This is a genomic window from Comamonas granuli NBRC 101663 (assembly GCF_000739995.1).
Taxonomy (GTDB): Bacteria; Pseudomonadota; Gammaproteobacteria; order Burkholderiales; family Burkholderiaceae_C; genus Simplicispira; species Simplicispira granuli.
The window spans coordinates 1-16,239 of sequence record NZ_BBJX01000018.1 but is presented as its reverse complement, the minus strand read 5'-3'; the positions used below and the strand labels follow the sequence as shown (position 1 = coordinate 16,239).

Sequence of the window (16,239 nt, the reverse complement as noted above, 5' to 3'; positions counted from 1 at the left end):
CCCTCTTCAAAAATCCACGCGCGCCGACACGAACAGGCGGCGGGCCCGCTCGGCGTAGCCGAAGCTGGCGGACTTTTCCGCCAGGTTCACGTTGCCGATGTTCTCCAGCCCGGCGCGCAGCGCCAGCGTGCGCTGGTCGGCCAGCGCGATCTGCTTGCCCACGCTGGCGCTCCACAGCGCATAGGAAGGCAGACCCTTACCGTCGGTCGCCGTCTGGCTGCCGATGAACTCGGCCACCAGGCGAGCGCTCCAGCCCGTGGCGTCCTTCCACTCCAGGCGCGAGGTCAGGCTGCTCGACGGCCGGTCGGCCAGGCGCTTGCCGGTGGTCTTGTCGCGCGTGTTGAGCAGCGTGAGGTCGTTGCTCCAGCTCCAGGCGCGGGTGATGTCCCATTCCACGCCCGCCTCCAGGCCCCGGATGCGCGCGGCGTTGATGTTGTCGTACTGGTAGAAGCGGCGCACGCCCTCGGTGCGCAGCAGGCGGTAGGTGATGAGGTCCTTCACCTCGGTGTTGAAGGCCGTGGCGCGCAGCGTCCAGCCGGGCGCGGCCTGCCAGTCGGCGCCGATCTCGAAGGAGTTGGACGACTCGGGTTGGATGTTGCCGTTGCCCGCGAAGGTGTGCGGCCCCTCGGCGCCCACGTAGTTGGGCGAGATCTGCTTGAGCGTGGGCGCCTTGAACGCATGGCCGAAGCCACCCTTGACGACGAGCGCCGGGCCGGCCTCCCACACCAGGTAGGCGCGCGGGCTGAGTTCGCTGCCGAAGAGCTGGTGGTGGTCGGCGCGCAGGCCGGCGGTGAGCATCAGCGTCTGGGTCAGGGCGATCTCGTCCTGCACGAACAAGGCCTTGTGCGTGGCCGAGTCGCTGCCGTTCTTCAGGCCCGCGTTGACCAGGGTCTCATCGCGCCACTCGCCGCCCACGGTGAGCTGGTGGCCGCCGAGCTTGAAGCTGGCGTGGCCGTCGATCACGTCGTCCGTCATGTTCTGCGGCCGCGTGGGCGCCACGCCGTTGCTGGCGGTGTTGGTGATATCGATCTCGCTGCGGTAGGCGCGCACACGGCCGCGCCACTGGTCGAAGCGCCCTTCCCAGCCCACGTGGGCCTGGGTGCGGTCGATGTCGTAGCTGCTGCGGTAGGCGCCCTTGGTGGTGGAGGTGGTGTCGTAGAAGCGGCGCTCGTTGTTGCCCGTCCAGCCGGCCTCCAGCGTCTGCTGCGGCGTGAGCGCGAAGCTGGCGCTCAGCCCCCCGGCCTGCGAATGGTGGCCCTCGATCTCGGAGACGCGTGGGTCCTTGCGGTCCGCCACCGGGGCGGCGTGCGAGACCTCGCCGTTCACGCGCAGCGTGAGGCGCTCGCCCACCGGCCCGGCGGCGAACACCGAGGCCTTGCCCGTGGGCTCGCCCTCGCTCGAACTCGTGGGATTGCTGCCCGTGATGCCGACCGAGCCGACCCAGCGGTCCTTGGGCTGGCGCGTGATCATGTTGACCACGCCGCCCAGCGCCTCGGAGCCGTAGAGCGCCGACATGGGGCCCCGGATGATCTCGATGCGCTCGATGGCCGACATGGGCAGCCAGCCATACTGGTAGTCGGAGTGGCCCACCACGTCGTCCGAGGCGCTGATGCGCCGGCCGTCGATGAGGGTGAGCGTGTGCTTGCCTTCCAGGCCGCGCAGCGCCAGCGTCTTGCGCCCGCCCACCTGGCGCGGCGAAAGCGTGAGGCCGGGCGCGCCGCGCACGGCATCGAGCAGGTCGGCGGCGTTGCGCGCGGCCAGCTCCTCGCGGTCGATCACGGTGACGCTGGCGGGCGCGGTGCGCGCGTCCTGTTCGGCCAGCGTGGCGGTGACGGTGACCGAGGGCAGCGTCTGGGCCTGGGCCACAGTGATGGCGCCATCGCTGCTTGCTGCGGTCTGCGCCTGGGCGGCGCTTGCCAGCGCCAGCAGGGCCGCCAGCGCCACCGGGTGGCGCGCCAGGGCACTGCGGGAGAGAGAACGGGAAACGTCAAGAACCATGGTGAAACACTCCTGAGTCGAAAAAACCAGTGAAGACCCAGGTGGCGGCGGCTGCCAGGGATGCATGCAAGAAAGGGAAACAGCGGGCGGCTTCAGCCGGGCGTGTAGAACGCGGCGGCGGGCAGCTTGCCCCCGAGCAGGCCGGGGTTGCGCGCCATGAGCTGGCCGAAGAAGAACTCCAGCTCCTCGCGCGCCTGCGGCAAGGGCACGGCGTCCATCTGGCTCACGGCGATGGCGTCGGCCACGGCCTCGGGCGTGAGCAGGTCGATGTGCCGGGCCATCATGCGGCCGCAGTCGAGCGGGTGGGCGCGGCACCAGGCGAGCGATTGCGCGTAGGCCCGCGTGATGGCGGCCAGCGCCTCGGGCTGCGCGCGCAGGGCGCCCACGGCGGCGATGCCCGCCTGCGGCAGGCGCGCGGGGCGCTGGTACAGGCGGCCCCATTCCTGCTGCAGATCGGCCCCCCGGTGCAGCGTGGGCGCAATCAGGCCCACGGGAAAGGACTGCGTCTTGCGCAGGGCCAGCGAGACGCCCGGCTCGGTCAGCAGCGCGTGCGACACGCGGCGCGTGATGAGCAACTGCATGGCCTCCATGGGCGTGGGCACGTAGCGGATGCGGAAGTCGCGCTGCACGTCCAGCCCCTGCCTGGCAGCGAGCACCTGCAGCACGATGTCGGGCATGTCGCCGCGGAAGGGCACGGCGATTTCTTCGCCCTTGAAGTCCTGCAGCACCTTGCGCTGCGCGTCGCGCGTGACGAGCCAGAGCGCGCCCCAGGTGGAGATGTTGAGCAGCGCCACACCCGCGCCCCGGTTGTACAGGTTGGCCGCCACGTTGCTGGGCATGGCCAGCACGTCGGCCTTGCCACCCAGGGCCATCATGCGCAGTTGGTCGGGGTCGCGCCAGGCGGTGAATTCGGTGCGCTCGGCCAGGCCGTTGAGTGCCCCCGTCTCGGCCATGTGGATCAGCGGCGCCGAGACGACGGCGGGCGGCCCCGCCAGCGTGATGCGCGGCAGGCGCGGCGCGGCCCGTGCGGCGGCAGGCAGGCCGATGCAGGCCAGGGCCGCCAGGGCCTGGCGGCGCGTGGGGCGGACGGCGTGGGCAAGGGTGGAGGCCATGGTGTGCACCCCACCTCAGAACTGGTACGTCAGCCCGGCCGTGACGCTGCGGCCCAGGCCCGGCAGGTAGCCCGGCTGCGCGGCCGTGGTGCGGTTGCGCACGGCGTAGCTGCTGGCGTAGCGCCGGTCGGTCACGTTGTCGGCCTGCAGGAATACGGCCCAGGGGCCTTCGCGCCATTCCAGCTTGAGCCCCAGCAGCGCATAGGCCTCCTGCTCGGCGCCCGGGGTGTTCGCGTGGTCGGTGGGCGTGCTCACGGGCATCCAGCGCAGGTTGGGGCCGAAGCGCCAGGCGCCCACGCGGTACAGCGCCTCGGCGCTGAGGAGGTGGCGCGGCACGCCAGCGATCTGCTTGCCCGCGTATTCACCGCCGCGGAAGCGGAAGTCGCTGAACGTCCAGGCGGCGCGGAAGTCCACCGCGCCCGCACCGAGCCGGCGGCTGCCCGAGAGGCCCGCCTCGATGCCCTGGTGGCGCGTGCCGCCCCGGTAGTTGTAGGTGCCCACGCGGATGCCGTTGGCGTCGGTGGTGGAGATCAGCTCGTCGGCCAGCACGCTGCGGTACACGGCCGCAGTCCAGTGCAGGGCCTGCGCGCCCTCGCCCCAGCGGCCCTGACCGCCGAGTTCCAGCGTGGTGGCGCTTTGCATCTTCAGGCGCACCAGCTCGGCGCTGGCCGTGGCCGGGCTGTTGGGCGCCACGGTGGCGCTGACGATTTCCCAGAACGTGGGCGCTTCCTGGCTGCGGCTGAGGTTGGCCCACAGGCGCGTGCTGGGGGTGGCGGCCCAGTTCAGGCCGATCTTGGGCGTGGCGAAGCTCCATTGCTGGTCGAGTTGCGCCGCCGTGCTGCGGCTTGCGGCGTCGCGCGCGAGTTGGCTCCACTGCAGGCTGCCCAGCAGCGTCCAGCCGGGCGCAAGGCGCCAGTCGGCTGCGGCCAGCGCCTGCAGGTTGCTGGCGTCGAGGTCGTAGGCGCCAAAGCGCTGCAGCCGCTGGCCATTGGCGGGGTTGTTGGCATACAGGTCGCGCTCCATGGCGCTGTGCGTCCACGACAGCGCCGTGCGCCAGCCCAGCGCGCCGGATGCGCCGCCCGGGCGGCCGCTGGCCTGCCACTGCGCGCCCGTGGTGCGGCTGTGCGTCACGGTGTGGGTGGTGGAGTCGTTGAACAGGTCGTCGGTGTCCTGCCAGTACACGCCGACCTCCTGGCGCAGCGCCTCGTTGCCCCAGGTGGAACGGTTGGCCAGGCGCAACTGCGTAGCGGCACGGCGCGGGTCGCGCTGGTAGACGTTGAGCAGTCGGTCCTGCGGCGTGTTGCCGTCGCCCATGACGCCGCGCGGGTTGGTCGTGACGCGATCCTTGGGCACCACGGTCGGGATCTGGAAGGCCAGGTCGGTCCAGGTGAGGTAGGTGCGGTTGGCGAAGCCGCCGTCGCCCTGGAAGCCCACGTTCGCCTGCAGTGCGTCGCGCTGCGAGGCGGAGTGATGGCGGTAGCCGTCGAAGCGGTCGCTGCTGACCGACACCCGGCCGTCGAAGCGCTCACCCACGCCGCCGACGGCGCCCTGCAGGCCCTGGCGGCCGAAGCTGCCGGTCTCAAAACGCACGCGGCCGCGCTCGTCGGCCCCGGTGAGCGAAACAAAATCCACCTCGCCGCCCAGCGTGGTCGCACCCGGTGTGAGCGCATTCGCACCGCGCCGCGCGCTCACCAGCGCGGCGTTGCGCGGCTCGATCAGGCCGATGATGAAGGAGCCATCGGCCTCGTTGAGCGGCAGGCCGTCCTGCAGCAGCAGCACGCCCCGGTTCACCGGGTTGCTCTGGATGCCCGAGCCGCGGATGCCCAGGCGCGGCTGGTCGGTGCCGCCGAAGAAGTCCTGCAGCACGATGCCGGGCTGGTAGTCCAGCGCGTCGCGCAGCGTGGCCAGGCGCGCTTCCTTCTGCGGCTCGGCCAGGTTGGTGCCGCCGGGCACCTGCGCCAGGCGTTCGCGCTCCTTCTGCACGGTGGGGCGCAGCGGCACGTCGGCGCTGGCGCGCGTCGCCTGCACGGTGACGGAAGGCAGGCTGCCCCCCTCTTGCACCTGGGCATGGGCCGCCCAGGCCGCCATGAGCAGCAGGCCCGCAGTGGCACGCAGCGCGCAGCCGGACGAAGTCAGGGAGTGGTTGGAGATCATGTAAATCTAGTTGGTAGTCATTCGCATTTGCAATATGATCTGGGAAACCATCCGTATCCGGCAATGACATTTGTCAACAAACCGGGCGCACCCCGGCTTTTGCCGGGCCTGCTGCGCGCCCATCCCCTGCTCCAGGACCTCGGTCCCGAGGCGCTGCACGGCCTGTGCGCCCAGGCCCAGGTCCGGCGCATGCGGGCCGCCGAGGTGCTGTTCCACGAGGGCGATCCTGCGCAGCACTGGTTCTTCATCGAGACCGGGCAGGTCGAAGTGGTCCGCTATTGCTGCGAGGGCAACGAGCGCGTGTTCCATCGCTTCGAGGCCGGCCAGTGCATTGCCGAGGCCGCCATGTTCATGACGCACCGCCGCTACCCCATGCAGGCGCGTACGGTGGGCCGCGCCACCCTCTGGCGGCTTGAGCGCCAGGCGCTGCAGCAGGCCTGCGCCCAGCACCCGGCGCTGGCCCTGCGCCTGCTGGAGGACTTCAGCCGGCGCATCTACCACTATGTGAACGAGATCGAGTGGCTGACCGTGAGCACGGCGCCGCAGCGGCTCGCGGCCTGTCTGCTGCGCCTGTCGGACCAGCAGGGCCCGCGGCTGGAGTTGCCCGGCAGCCAGCGCCAGTTGGCCGCCAGCCTGGGCATACGCCCCGAGACCCTGTCGCGCCTGCTGGCGCAGTGGCAGGCGCGGCAGTGGCTGCGCGGTGAGCGCAGGGACTGGACGCTGCTGGACACCGCGCCGCTGCAGCGCCTGGCTGGCGCCCAGGCGCGCGCTTTCTGAGCGGCAGCGGCCGCCCATGCGGGGCAGGGGTACCCCCCTGCCCCGGCCTCAGAACGACACGCGCACGCCGACGCTGAGGGCGCGGCCCATGAGCGGCGCAGCGTTCTTGATGAACGAGGTGTGGGCGTAGGCCAGCCGGTCGGTCAGGTTGCGGCCCTGCACGTAGAACTGCCACGGCGTGCCGTTGGCCAGGCGGCTGCTGTAGGTCAGACCCAGGTTGAGCATGCCGTAGCCGGGCGTGGCGCTCTCGAAGTCGGCCACGCGGCCCTGGCGCGCCACCTGCACCCATTCCACCTGGCCTTCCCAGGCCTGCCAGTGGGCGTCCAGGCGCAGGCCCGCGCGGGCGGCGGGAATGCGCGGCAGGTTGCCGCCCGCATCCAGCCTGGCGCGCACCACGTCGCCGAACAGGGTCACGCCGAGGTTGCGGCTCAGGCGCTGACGCACCTGCGCCTCCAGGCCGGTGAAGGTGGCGTCCGCCTGGCTGTACTGCAGCAGTTGCAGGCCGTCGAGTTCGTCCAGCGTGCGGCCGTAGATGTAGTCCTTCACGCGGTTATGGAACACGCTCACGCCAAAGGTGGTGTCGCCCGCCGTCTTGCGCAGGGCCAGGTCGATGGACTGGGCCGTTTCCGGCTTGAGGTTCGGGTCGCCGCGCTCGTAAGTGCTGGTGGCCATGTGCAGGCCCTTGGCGTACAGCTCCTCGGCCGTGGGCATGCGGCGCGCCTGCGTCCACGAGGCCGAGAGCGCGTAGCCGGGCGTGAACTTCCACACCGCGCTGAGCGAGGCCGAGGCGCCGTTGTGGCTGTTCGACAGGCCCGAGGCCAGCGCGTCCACCGTCTGGCGCTCGTGGCGCAGCGCGGCGGCAAAGCGCCACTGCTGCCACTGGTACTCCTCCAGCAGGAACAGGCCGGTGCGGCGCGTCTCGGTCGGCTGCACGTAGGCCTCCTCGCCCTCGGCGCTGAACTTGCGCTGCGTGGCCTGCACGCCGAACACGCCGCGCCAGCCGGCCAGCGGCTCGTGCTGCAGCTCCACGCGCAGGTCATGCGCCTTGTTGCGGAAGGTGGTGGCAACGCTGCCGTCCTCCACCTCGTCGTGCTGGTAGTCGGTCACGCCGGCACGCAGGCGCAGCGCCGCGAAGCCGGCGAAGGGCTTGCGCAGCTCGCCGCGCACGTCCCAGCGCTCGCTGGCGAGCTGAACCACAGGTACGTCGTCCGCGCCATGGGCGTGATCTTCGTCCCCATGGTCGTGCCCATCATGGCTGCCGCAGTGCAGGTGGTCGCCATGCGTGTGGCAACCCTCGAAGCTGTGGTTATGCCCCGGCAGACCGTATCTGGCGGTCTGGCGCGTGTAGGCCACGCCCAGGTAGCCCTGGTCGCCCACCCACGACAGCCCCAGGCTGCCGGCGTCGGTGCGGTTGAAGCTGCCCGGCACTTTGCGCCCGCCCTCCCAGCCGCTGCCCACGCGGTAGTCGCCCGCGTCGCGCGCCAGGCCTTCGACGTGCACGGCCAGGTGGCCCGCGCCGCCCGTGAGCTGGAAGGCGCCGGTCTTCTCGCCCGCGGCGCTGCCCAGGCGCAGCTCGGCACTGCCCTCATAGCCCTTCTGCGGAATGGCCGTGGGGACCTTGCTGTCCAGCACGTTGACCACGCCGCCGATGGCGCCGCCGCCGTGGATCAGCGCCGAGGGGCCGCGCAGCACCTCGACCTGGCGCGCCAGCAACGGCTCGGACACGACGGCGTGGTCGGGGCTGACGGTGGAGGCGTCCTGCACCTCGGCACCATCGGAGAGCACTTGCACGCGCGGCCCGTCCATGCCGCGGATCACGGGGCGGCTCGCTCCGGCGCCAAAGTGGCTGGCATGGATGCCAGGCTCGCCGTCCAGGGTTTCGCCCAGCGTGCCCGTGCGCCGGCGCACGAGCTCGTCGCCTTCGAGCACGCTCACGGGCGTGGCCATGTCGCTGCTGCCCAATTGCAGGCCGCTGGCCGAGACGGTGACCTCGGGCAGCGCGGCCGTGTCCTGCTGCGGCTGCGCCTGCGCCTCCCGGCCCAGGGCGGCAGCCAGCAGCGCCACGGCCCAGGCGGCGGCAGTCAGGGAAAAGGAATGGGATGTGTATTGCATGGTTCTGAAAAATGGGGTGCGCCGCCCCGTCGCACGGCGGCAGGCGCGGCCGCCTCGAACACCCACAGGTATTCAAGGCAAAAAAGAGCTCCAGCGCTTATCTGGTAAGCGCTGGAAGCTATCGAATCAGTAGTGAATACCGCTCAGGCGGCAGGCGGCGCGCGGGCCTGGAACGGCAGCGGCGCGGCGGCGCGCAGCGGCAGCGCCGCAGGCAGCGCCACCCGCTGGCCGCCGGGTGCGGCCAGCGGCATGGCGTATTCGGCCACGGTGGCCCCGCCGTGGGAGAGCTGGTCCAGCAGTTGGCAGTCGGCCGGGCTGTGCCCGCCGAACAGTGCTGCGACGCCATGCCCGTCTGCCGCATGCACTGCCTGGCCCAGGGCGCCGGGCAGGTGCAGCGCGCGGTGCATCTGCCCCAAGGCCGGCGCCAGTACCAGGGCCAGCAGCAGCCACGCCAACCCCAGGCGGCGTGCCAGGAGCTTGCGCGAGGGAGTGAGCGGGCGGGAGTACAGGCGCATGGCAAAACCCGGCGCGCGGGCGTCGGGGGCCGAAAGCTTAGCCTGAATCGCTGCAGGCCGCACCACAGGGCGCCTCGCTATCGCCATCGTCCCCCGCACCGCAGGACAATGCAAAGCCCAAAGAGGGCATGTCAATGAGAACAGGGATGCGATTTTTCATCGCCGCATTGGTGGCGGTTCTGGTCGCCTGTGGCGGTGGCGACGATGGTGATCCGAACCTGGGCCCAGTGCTGGGCAGTTCCTCGGACCTCATCGGCCAAGCCGCGCCGGATTTCACGCGGACGAGCAGCACCGGAGACGAGGTACGTCTGGCAGACCTGCGCGGCAAGGTCGTGATGTTGTATTTCTGGGCTTCCTGGTGCGGCCCCTGCCGCCAGGAAATGCCGCTTCTGGACGCGATGCACCAGCGCTACAGCAACGCCGGTTTCATGCTCTTTGGTGTCAATGTGGAGGAAGACAGCACGGATGCCCAAAAACTCCTCAAAGATTTGGGGGTGCGTTTTCCCATCCTGTTCGACCCTGAAAGCGAGGCCAGCAGCCTGTTTGGCATTGATGCCATGCCGACGACTGTCTTGATCGACAAAAAAGGGCGGATCCGTTATGTCAGTCGCGGCTACAAGCCGGGCGATGAAAACAAATACCGAGATCAGATCCGTGAGCTGATCAAAGAATGATGCGGTGAATCCTGGCGCCCCCGCTGGAGCAGGGCAGGGTCAGCGGCCCCTGTGCAAACGCCGCCACTCCAGCACACCGGCGCGGCAGGCCTGGGCTGGGGTGCCAGGGGCCGGTGTGGCGTCTTGCGCTGCCCCTGCAGCAGGCAGCAGCAACATGGCGGACAATGGCCCCGCTCCGATAGACCCCGGCAGCGCGGCACGCCCTGCCCCCTTGCACCGACCTACCCACGCACCATGAAGATCGCCACCTGGAACATCAACTCCCTGAGCGTGCGCCTGCCCCAGGTACTCGCCTGGCTCGCCGCCCACCCGGTCGATGTGCTGTGCCTGCAGGAGCTCAAGCTCACGGACGACAAGTTCCCGTTCGAGGCGCTGCACGCGGCGGGCTACGAGGCCGCCTGCTTCGGCCAGAAGACCTACAACGGCGTGGCCATCCTCGCGCGCACGCCGCTCACCGACGTGGTGCGCAACATCCCCGGACTGGACGATGACCAGGCGCGCGTCCTCACCGCCACGGTGCAGACGCCGCACGGGCCGCTGCGCGTGATCAATGGCTATTTCGTCAACGGCCAGGCGCCCGGCACCGACAAGTTCGCCTACAAGCTGCGCTGGCTGCAGGCGCTGCTGGGCCATGTGCAGGCCGAGCTGGCGGCCCACCCGCGGCTGGCGCTGCTGGGCGACTTCAACGTCGCGCCCGAGGACCGCGACTCCTACGACCCCGTGGGCCTGGCCGGCACCATCCACCACACCCCCGAGGAGCGCGCGCACTTCCAGGCGCTGCTGGACCTGGGCCTCACGGACGCCTTCCGCCTGTTCGAGCAGCCGGAAAAAAGCTATTCCTGGTGGGACTACCGCATGCTGGGCTTCCAGAAGAACCGCGGGCTGCGCATAGACCACATCCTGGTGAGCGCAGCCCTGCGCGAGGCCGTGACGGCCTGCAGCATAGACCGCGCCCCGCGCAAGAACCCCCAGCCCAGCGACCACGCACCCGTGCTGGCCACCCTGGCCTGACGCTATTGGTTTGATAGCTTCCAGCGCTTGCCAGATAAGCGCTACAGCTCTTTTTTATCCATATCCTGCGCCTCCAGGCCGAGCTCCTGGAGCTTGCGGGTGAGCGTATTGCGGCCTATGCCCAGGCGTTCGGCCGCCTCCCGGCGGCGGCCGTGGGTGGCCTCCAGTGCAGCGTGGATCAGGGTGGATTCAAACCGCCGCAGCAGCCCGTCCCACACCTGCGCCTGGCCTGCGCCGAGCTGCGCCAGGGCCTCGCGCGCAAGCGTCGGCTCCCAGCCTGGCGCCGGGGCGGCGGGTGCAGCGCCGGCTTCCCATCGGGTATCTGCGCCCGGCTCCGGCCCGGGTTCGCGCGCGGGCTCAGGCATGGCGGTGGCCCGCGGGGCGGGCTCCGCCTGCATTCCCGCGGGCGCCGGGCTGCTGGCGGCAGCTTCGTGCTCCAGCGGCACGGCGGCGGCCAGCGGCAGCGCCTCCAGCACCTCGGGCGGCAGGTCCTGCACCGAAATGGTCTGGGCCGGTGCCATGACGGTGAGCCAATGGCAGATGTTCTCCAACTGGCGCACGTTGCCGGGAAAGGCGTACTGCGCCAGGCGCTGCAGCGCGGCATCGGAAAAGCGCTTGGGCTCCACGCCCAGCTGCTGCGCGCTGACCTGCAGGAAATGCCGCGCCAGCAAGGGGATGTCCTCGCGCCGCTCGCGCAGCGCGGGCAGGCGCAGGCGGATGACGTTCAGGCGGTGGAACAGGTCCTCGCGGAACACGCCATCGCGCACGCGCTGCTCCAGGTTCTGGTGCGTGGCGGCAATCACGCGCACATGGGCCTTGACCGGCGCATGGCCGCCGACGCGGTAGAAGCGCCCATCCGAGAGCACGCGCAGCAGCCGGGTCTGCAGGTCCAGGGGCATGTCGCCGATTTCGTCGAGGAACAGCGTGCCCCCCTCGGCCTGCTCGAAGCGCCCGCGCCGCTGCGCCTGCGCGCCGGTGAAGGCGCCGCGCTCGTGGCCGAAGAGCTCGGACTCCAGCAGGTCCTTGGGGATGGCTGCCGTGTTGATGGCCACGAAGGGGCCTTGGGCGCAGGGTGAATGCCGGTGCAGGGCACGCGCCACCAGCTCCTTGCCCGCACCGGACTCGCCCGTGATGAGCACGGTGGCCTGGCTCTGGCTCAAGCGGCCGATGGCGCGGAACACGTCCTGCATGGCGCGCGCCTGGCCCAGCATCTCGGGCATGGCGCCCGGTGCGGGCGGCGCCGCGGCCTCGTCCTGGCCTTCCTGCAGCGCGCGGCGGATCAGCTCCACCGCCTTGGTCAGGTCGAAGGGCTTGGGCAGGTATTCAAAGGCCCCACGCTGGAACGCCGCCACGGCGCTGTCGAGGTCGGAATAGGCCGTCATGATGATGACGGGCAGGCCCGGCAGCCGGGCGTGCACCTGTTCGAGCAGGTCCAGGCCATTGCCCCCGGGCATGGCGATGTCGCTCACCAGGACCTGGGGCGCGGCGCCGTCCGCGCCGTCGAGGTCGGCCAGCGCCTGCAGCACCTCGTCCGTGTGGCTGAAGCTGCGTGTGGGCCAGTGTTCGCGCGCCAGCGCCTTCTCCAGCACGAAGCGGATCGAGGGGTCGTCGTCCACGATCCAGATGGGCTTGATGGGCAGGGGCGTTGGCATGGGGTGGGGCCCGTTCAGGGCATGGGGATGAGGATGCAGAAATCGGTGTGCCCGGGCCGGCTGTCGCATTCGATGCGCCCATGGTGGCGCTGCACCAGCGTATGCGCCAATGTCAGCCCCAGCCCGGTGCCGCCGTCGCGGCCCGAGACCAGCGGGTAGAAGATGCGTTCGCGCAAGGCCTCGGGCACGCCCGGCCCGTTGTCGATCACGTGCAGTTGCAGCACCAGCCGGTGGCGCTGGCGGCCCAGGGTCACCTGGCGCGCCACGCGCGTGCGCAGCACGATGCAGGCATCCTCCCCGGCCGCCATGCGCCCGGCCAGGGCCTGGGCGGCGTTCTGCACGATGTTGAGCAGCGCCTGTATCAGCTCCTCGCGGTCGCCGCGGAACTCCGGGATCGAGGCGTCGTAGTCGCGCACGATGCGCAGCCCCTGCGGGTGCTCGGCCAGCACCAGGGCACGCACGCGCTCGCACACCTCGTGGATGTTGACATCCCCCAACTGCCGCGGGTGGCGGTGCGGCGCCAGCAGACGGTCCACGAGGGACTGCAGGCGGTCGACCTCATGGAGGATCACGCCGGTGTACTCCTTCCACTGCGGGTCCGGCAGCTCCATGTCCAGCAGTTGGGCCGCGCCGCGTATGCCCCCCAGGGGGTTCTTCACCTCGTGCGCCAGGTTGCGCACCAGGTCCTTGGTCAGCTGCGCCTGCTCCGTCAGGCGCTCCTCCCGGTCCTGCCGCGCCTGCTGCTCCAGCGGCCAGAGCTCGACGACCACCTCACCGGCCCGCGGGCCGGGCGATACCTGCATGTGCACCGGCAACGCGGCGCTGAACGGACGCCGCAGGCTGGCATCGCAGCGCAGGGTTTCGCATTCGCGCCCCTGGATGGCGGCCAGCGCCGTCTGCAGGAGCGCGGGTTCGGTCAAGAAATGCGAGAACGTCGCTCCCTCCAGGCTGCGCCGCGACACGCCGAGCTGGTGCTCCAGCGCCGCGTTGGAGAACTCCACCGTGCCATCGGGCCGCAGCAGGGCCACCAGCACCCCCAGCCAGTCGAGCGCCTGCAGGCCCGGCGCAGCGTCTCCACCCGCAGGCGCGGGCGCTGCCTCCCGCGGCGCCTCAGGGCTTGGGGGGCAGGCGGCTGAGCTCGCGCTGGATGCCTTCGATGTCGCTCTCGCTGCGGGCGATGCTGGCCTTGAGCTCGGCGATGCGCTCCTGGTATTTTTGGACATTGCGCAATTCGAGCGCACTGCGCTCGGGGGCCCCGTTGTTGTATTCCTTGACCAGTTCATCGTGCCGCGCCTGGGCCTTGCGCAACTCTGTTTCCAGAATGGCCCGTGCGTCGGCATCGCGGGCGCGCTGGTCGTTGGCCGAAACCTTGGGCGCACCGGCTGGCGAACTTGCCTTGGCCGGCGCCCCCGCCGAGGCACCCCCTGCGGCTGGGCGCGTGCCTTCGACGACCGTCACGTTGCTGCCTTCCACCAGCTTGCAGCCCCGCTCCCGGGCCTGGTTGGCGTTGTTCGTGTACTCGTTGCCGCAACGGTAGATGGCGTTTTGCGCCAGCACCGCCGGGGCCCCTCCCAGGGTCGCCACCAGCAACACACCCAGCACACTCATCGGTTTCAGGTTCATACGGTTTTCTCGCACCTAAGGGGCAAAACGCATGGAGTATCGCCCAAACGGGCGGCTTCTCCAATCGAACCGCAGCTTGCATCTGCAACCAACAGCAACGCCTTGGGGCTGGAGCGGGCGCCTGGCGCCGGCACCGCCGTGCCGCCAGGCCCGGGCGCACCTGGCGCCCGGCCAGACCCGCTCAGAGCGAGAAGTACAGGTCGTAGTCGGTGGCCGTGACCTCGACGCGGGCACGGGTGACGTCCTGCATCTTCAGATCGATGTAGGCGTCCAGCATGCTGTCGGAGAACACCCCGCCCTTGGTCAGGAAGGCGCGATCCTTGTCCAGGCAGTCGAGGGCCTGGTCCAGGCTGTGGCACACGGTGGGCACCAGCTTGTCTTCTTCGGGCGGCAGATGGTAGAGGTCCTTGGTGGCGGCTTCGCCGGGATGGATCTTGTTCTCCACGCCGTCCAGGCCGGCCATCAGCAGCGCCGCAAAGCCCAGGTAGGGGTTCATCAGCGGATCGGGGAAGCGCGCTTCCACCCGGCGGGCCTTGGGGTTGGCGACGTAGGGAATGCGGATCGAGGCCGACCGGTTCTTGGCCGAGTACGCCAGCTTGACCGGCGCCTCGAAGTGCGGCACCAGGCGCTTGTAGCTGTTCGTGCCCGGGTTGGTGATGGCGTTCAGGGCGCGGGCGTGCTTGATGATGCCGCCGATGTAGTACAGCGCAAAATCGCTCAGTCCGGCATAGCCGTCACCGGCAAACAGGTTCTTGCCGTCCTTCCAGACGGACTGGTGCACGTGCATGCCCGAGCCGTTGTCGCCGTGGTAGGGCTTGGGCATGAAGGTGGCCGTCTTGCCGTAGGCGTTGGCCACGTTCCAGATCACATACTTCAGGTTCTGCGTCCAGTCCGCGCGCTCGACCAGGGTGGAGAACTTGGTGCCAATCTCGCATTGCCCCGCGCCGGCGACCTCGTGGTGGAACACCTCGACCGGAATGCCCAGGTTTTCCAGGATCAGCACCATCTCTGCACGCATGTCATGCGTGGAGTCCACCGGAGGCACCGGGAAGTAGCCCCCCTTGTTGCGCGGGCGGTGCCCCCGGTTGCCGCCTTCGAGTTTGGCGCCGGTGTTCCAGGGTGCCTCGTACTCTTCGATCTCGTAGAAGTAGCGGCCGGGCTCCGTGTTCCAACGCACGTTGTCGAACAGGAAGAATTCCGGCTCCGGTCCGAAGTAGGCCGTATCGCCCAGGCCCGAGGCCTTGAGGTAGGCCTCGGCACGCCGCGCGATCGAGCGCGGGTCGCGGTCATAGGCCTTGCCGTCGCCCGGCTCGATGACGTCGCACTGCATGAACAGCGTGGTTTCCTCGAAGAACGGATCGATCTGCGCCGTGGCAGGGTCGGGCATCAACTGCATGTCCGAGGCTTCGATACCCTTCCAGCCGGCCATGGACGAGCCATCGAAGGCGTGGCCGGAGGCAAACTTCTCTTCATCGAAATGGGACACCGGCACCGTCACGTGCTGCTCCTTGCCGCGGGTATCGGTGAAGCGGAAGTCGACAAACTTCACTTCGTTTTCTTCCACCATCTTCATCACGTCTGCAACGGTCTTGGCCATCGGGTACTCCTGGGTTAAGGGCAATAGAGAGATACGGACTTTGAGCACTAACCGTGCCAGCCTGGATTCGTGCGCCGGCGCGTGGCGCAAAAACCCCGGCGGCCGCCAGAGTGCACCACCAGGGTGCAAATCCGCCGAAGCTAGCCGCGAAACCCCGGTTCGCGCACCATTTGGGGCCCACATTTTGCACCCAATTGGTGCAAACCTGTAAGCAGCTCCTGCCAGGCGGGCTCCACAGCGACGGAGGCACCTTTCACGCCCAGTTCGATATGCCGTCCGTGGACCGGGTGATCCACGCTGGGGAGGCTGAAGACGCGCACCGGCGCGTGGACTTCCTCGATGCGCTGCATCAGCGGAGTCAGCGCCGCCTCCATGGCCTCATAGACGATCACCGAGCGCTCTTGCTGGACTTGGCTGCCAAACCACTGGGCGTAATGCGTATCCAGCACCCACTCGATCATCGGCCAGGCCATGACCGGAAAGCCGGGCACGAAGTGCACGGCCCCACCACTCCCACCCGCACAGCTGAATCCCGGAATCTTGTTGTAGGGGTTGGGAATGATGGACGCCCCTGCCGGGAAACACCCCATGTTCAGGCGGTGGATGTTATCGGGGCGCTCCGGGTCAAAAGCCACTCCCTGCTGTTGCGCCGTCTCACGCATGCGCTCGACGATCAACGCCTGCGCCTGGGGATGCAATTGCAGTGGCACGCCCAGTGCCCGTGCGGCACATTGGCGCATATGGTCGTCCGGCGTTGCCCCGATACCGCCGGTGGAAAACACCACATCGCCAGACGCAAAGGCCCGCTGCAGCACTGCCGTGATGCGATCCGGTGCATCACCGACGTACTCCGCATACGACAGCGCCAGACCGCGCGCCGCGAGCAGGTCGATGACTTTCGCAAAATGCTTGTCCACCCGCTTGCCGGACAGGATCTCATCTCCGACGACGATCAGGCCCCAGTGAGGTTTCATGGTGTCAATTCCACGCGGAATGTTGCCAGGCATGGGCCGG

General features: G+C 69.5%; 13 protein-coding genes. 3 read left to right on the top strand and 10 right to left on the bottom strand.

The window, feature by feature from the left end; all coding sequences use genetic code 11:
• Nucleotides 1-6: 6 nt before the first annotated feature.
• The 3 genes from CGR01S_RS14775 to CGR01S_RS14765 all read right to left on the bottom strand — a co-directional run bounded on the left by CGR01S_RS14775 (nt 7) and on the right by CGR01S_RS14765 (nt 5,264).
• Nucleotides 7-1,998 carry a TonB-dependent receptor plug domain-containing protein gene (locus CGR01S_RS14775; protein WP_042428945.1) on the bottom strand — a complete coding sequence of 664 codons (1,992 nt, stop codon included), beginning with the start codon at nt 1,996-1,998 and terminating at the stop codon, nt 7-9.
• Nucleotides 1,999-2,090: 92 nt separating this feature from the next.
• Nucleotides 2,091-3,110, bottom strand: a complete 1,020-nt coding sequence (locus tag CGR01S_RS14770; RefSeq protein ID WP_042428942.1) for an ABC transporter substrate-binding protein — start codon at nt 3,108-3,110, stop codon at nt 2,091-2,093.
• Nucleotides 3,111-3,125: 15 nt separating this feature from the next.
• Complete coding sequence (locus CGR01S_RS14765) at nt 3,126-5,264, bottom strand: TonB-dependent receptor family protein (protein ID WP_042428939.1); 2,139 nt, start codon at nt 5,262-5,264, stop codon at nt 3,126-3,128.
• A gap of 63 nt (nt 5,265-5,327) precedes the next feature.
• On the opposite strand from CGR01S_RS14765, the gene CGR01S_RS14760 reads away from it, so the two are divergent.
• On the top strand, nt 5,328-6,041 hold the full coding sequence (locus CGR01S_RS14760) for a Crp/Fnr family transcriptional regulator (protein WP_042428936.1): 714 nt from the start codon (nt 5,328-5,330) through the stop codon (nt 6,039-6,041).
• 48 nt (nt 6,042-6,089) lie between these two features.
• Here the strand turns inward: CGR01S_RS14760 and CGR01S_RS14755 are convergent, their stop codons facing one another.
• On the bottom strand, nt 6,090-8,153 hold the full coding sequence (locus CGR01S_RS14755; protein WP_042428932.1) for a TonB-dependent receptor domain-containing protein: 2,064 nt from the start codon (nt 8,151-8,153) through the stop codon (nt 6,090-6,092).
• A gap of 143 nt (nt 8,154-8,296) precedes the next feature.
• Nucleotides 8,297-8,668 carry a hypothetical protein gene (locus CGR01S_RS14750; RefSeq protein ID WP_042428931.1) on the bottom strand — a complete coding sequence of 124 codons (372 nt, stop codon included), beginning with the start codon at nt 8,666-8,668 and terminating at the stop codon, nt 8,297-8,299.
• A 146-nt stretch (nt 8,669-8,814) separates the two neighbouring features.
• On the opposite strand from CGR01S_RS14750, the gene CGR01S_RS14745 reads away from it, so the two are divergent.
• Nucleotides 8,815-9,342: a TlpA family protein disulfide reductase gene (locus CGR01S_RS14745; RefSeq protein WP_084690730.1), complete on the top strand. Its 528-nt coding sequence runs from the start codon at nt 8,815-8,817 to the stop codon at nt 9,340-9,342.
• Nucleotides 9,343-9,576: 234 nt separating this feature from the next.
• A complete protein-coding gene (locus tag CGR01S_RS14740; RefSeq protein WP_042428928.1) occupies nt 9,577-10,353 on the top strand; it encodes an exodeoxyribonuclease III in 777 nt (258 codons plus the stop codon).
• Nucleotides 10,354-10,394: 41 nt separating this feature from the next.
• On the opposite strand, the gene ntrC is transcribed toward CGR01S_RS14740, so the two are convergent.
• The 5 genes from ntrC to CGR01S_RS14715 form a co-directional block, all read right to left on the bottom strand.
• Nucleotides 10,395-11,987, bottom strand: a complete 1,593-nt coding sequence (ntrC, locus tag CGR01S_RS14735; RefSeq protein WP_042429014.1) for a nitrogen regulation protein NR(I) — start codon at nt 11,985-11,987, stop codon at nt 10,395-10,397.
• Between the two features lie 32 nt (nt 11,988-12,019).
• The gene (glnL, locus tag CGR01S_RS14730) at nt 12,020-13,045 is read right to left on the bottom strand and encodes a nitrogen regulation protein NR(II) (RefSeq protein ID WP_369345556.1); all 1,026 of its coding nucleotides are present in this window, start codon (nt 13,043-13,045) and stop codon (nt 12,020-12,022) included.
• A gap of 70 nt (nt 13,046-13,115) precedes the next feature.
• Nucleotides 13,116-13,628 carry a hypothetical protein gene (locus tag CGR01S_RS14725; protein WP_245616818.1) on the bottom strand — a complete coding sequence of 171 codons (513 nt, stop codon included), beginning with the start codon at nt 13,626-13,628 and terminating at the stop codon, nt 13,116-13,118.
• A 181-nt stretch (nt 13,629-13,809) separates the two neighbouring features.
• The gene (gene glnA / locus CGR01S_RS14720) at nt 13,810-15,225 is read right to left on the bottom strand and encodes a type I glutamate--ammonia ligase (RefSeq protein WP_042428925.1); all 1,416 of its coding nucleotides are present in this window, start codon (nt 15,223-15,225) and stop codon (nt 13,810-13,812) included.
• Between the two features lie 140 nt (nt 15,226-15,365).
• Entirely contained in the window at nt 15,366-16,199 is an 834-nt protein-coding gene (locus CGR01S_RS14715; protein WP_042428920.1) for a competence/damage-inducible protein A, read from the bottom strand.
• Between the last annotated feature and the right edge of the window lie 40 nt (nt 16,200-16,239).

Bases quoted from the DNA above. Each gene is read 5' to 3' on its own strand.
- CGR01S_RS14775 (WP_042428945.1), bottom strand. From the start codon at position 1,998: ATGGTTCTTGACGTTTCCCGTTCTCTCTCCCGCAGTGCCCTGGCGCGC.
- CGR01S_RS14770 (WP_042428942.1), bottom strand. From the start codon at position 3,110: ATGGCCTCCACCCTTGCCCACGCCGTCCGCCCCACGCGCCGCCAGGCC.
- CGR01S_RS14765 (WP_042428939.1), bottom strand. From the start codon at position 5,264: ATGATCTCCAACCACTCCCTGACTTCGTCCGGCTGCGCGCTGCGTGCC.
- CGR01S_RS14760 (WP_042428936.1), top strand. From the start codon at position 5,328: ATGACATTTGTCAACAAACCGGGCGCACCCCGGCTTTTGCCGGGCCTG.
- CGR01S_RS14755 (WP_042428932.1), bottom strand. From the start codon at position 8,153: ATGCAATACACATCCCATTCCTTTTCCCTGACTGCCGCCGCCTGGGCC.
- CGR01S_RS14750 (WP_042428931.1), bottom strand. From the start codon at position 8,668: ATGCGCCTGTACTCCCGCCCGCTCACTCCCTCGCGCAAGCTCCTGGCA.
- CGR01S_RS14745 (WP_084690730.1), top strand. From the start codon at position 8,815: ATGCGATTTTTCATCGCCGCATTGGTGGCGGTTCTGGTCGCCTGTGGC.
- CGR01S_RS14740 (WP_042428928.1), top strand. From the start codon at position 9,577: ATGAAGATCGCCACCTGGAACATCAACTCCCTGAGCGTGCGCCTGCCC.
- CGR01S_RS14725 (WP_245616818.1), bottom strand. From the start codon at position 13,628: ATGAACCTGAAACCGATGAGTGTGCTGGGTGTGTTGCTGGTGGCGACC.
- glnA (WP_042428925.1), bottom strand. From the start codon at position 15,225: ATGGCCAAGACCGTTGCAGACGTGATGAAGATGGTGGAAGAAAACGAA.
- CGR01S_RS14715 (WP_042428920.1), bottom strand. From the start codon at position 16,199: ATGAAACCTCACTGGGGCCTGATCGTCGTCGGAGATGAGATCCTGTCC.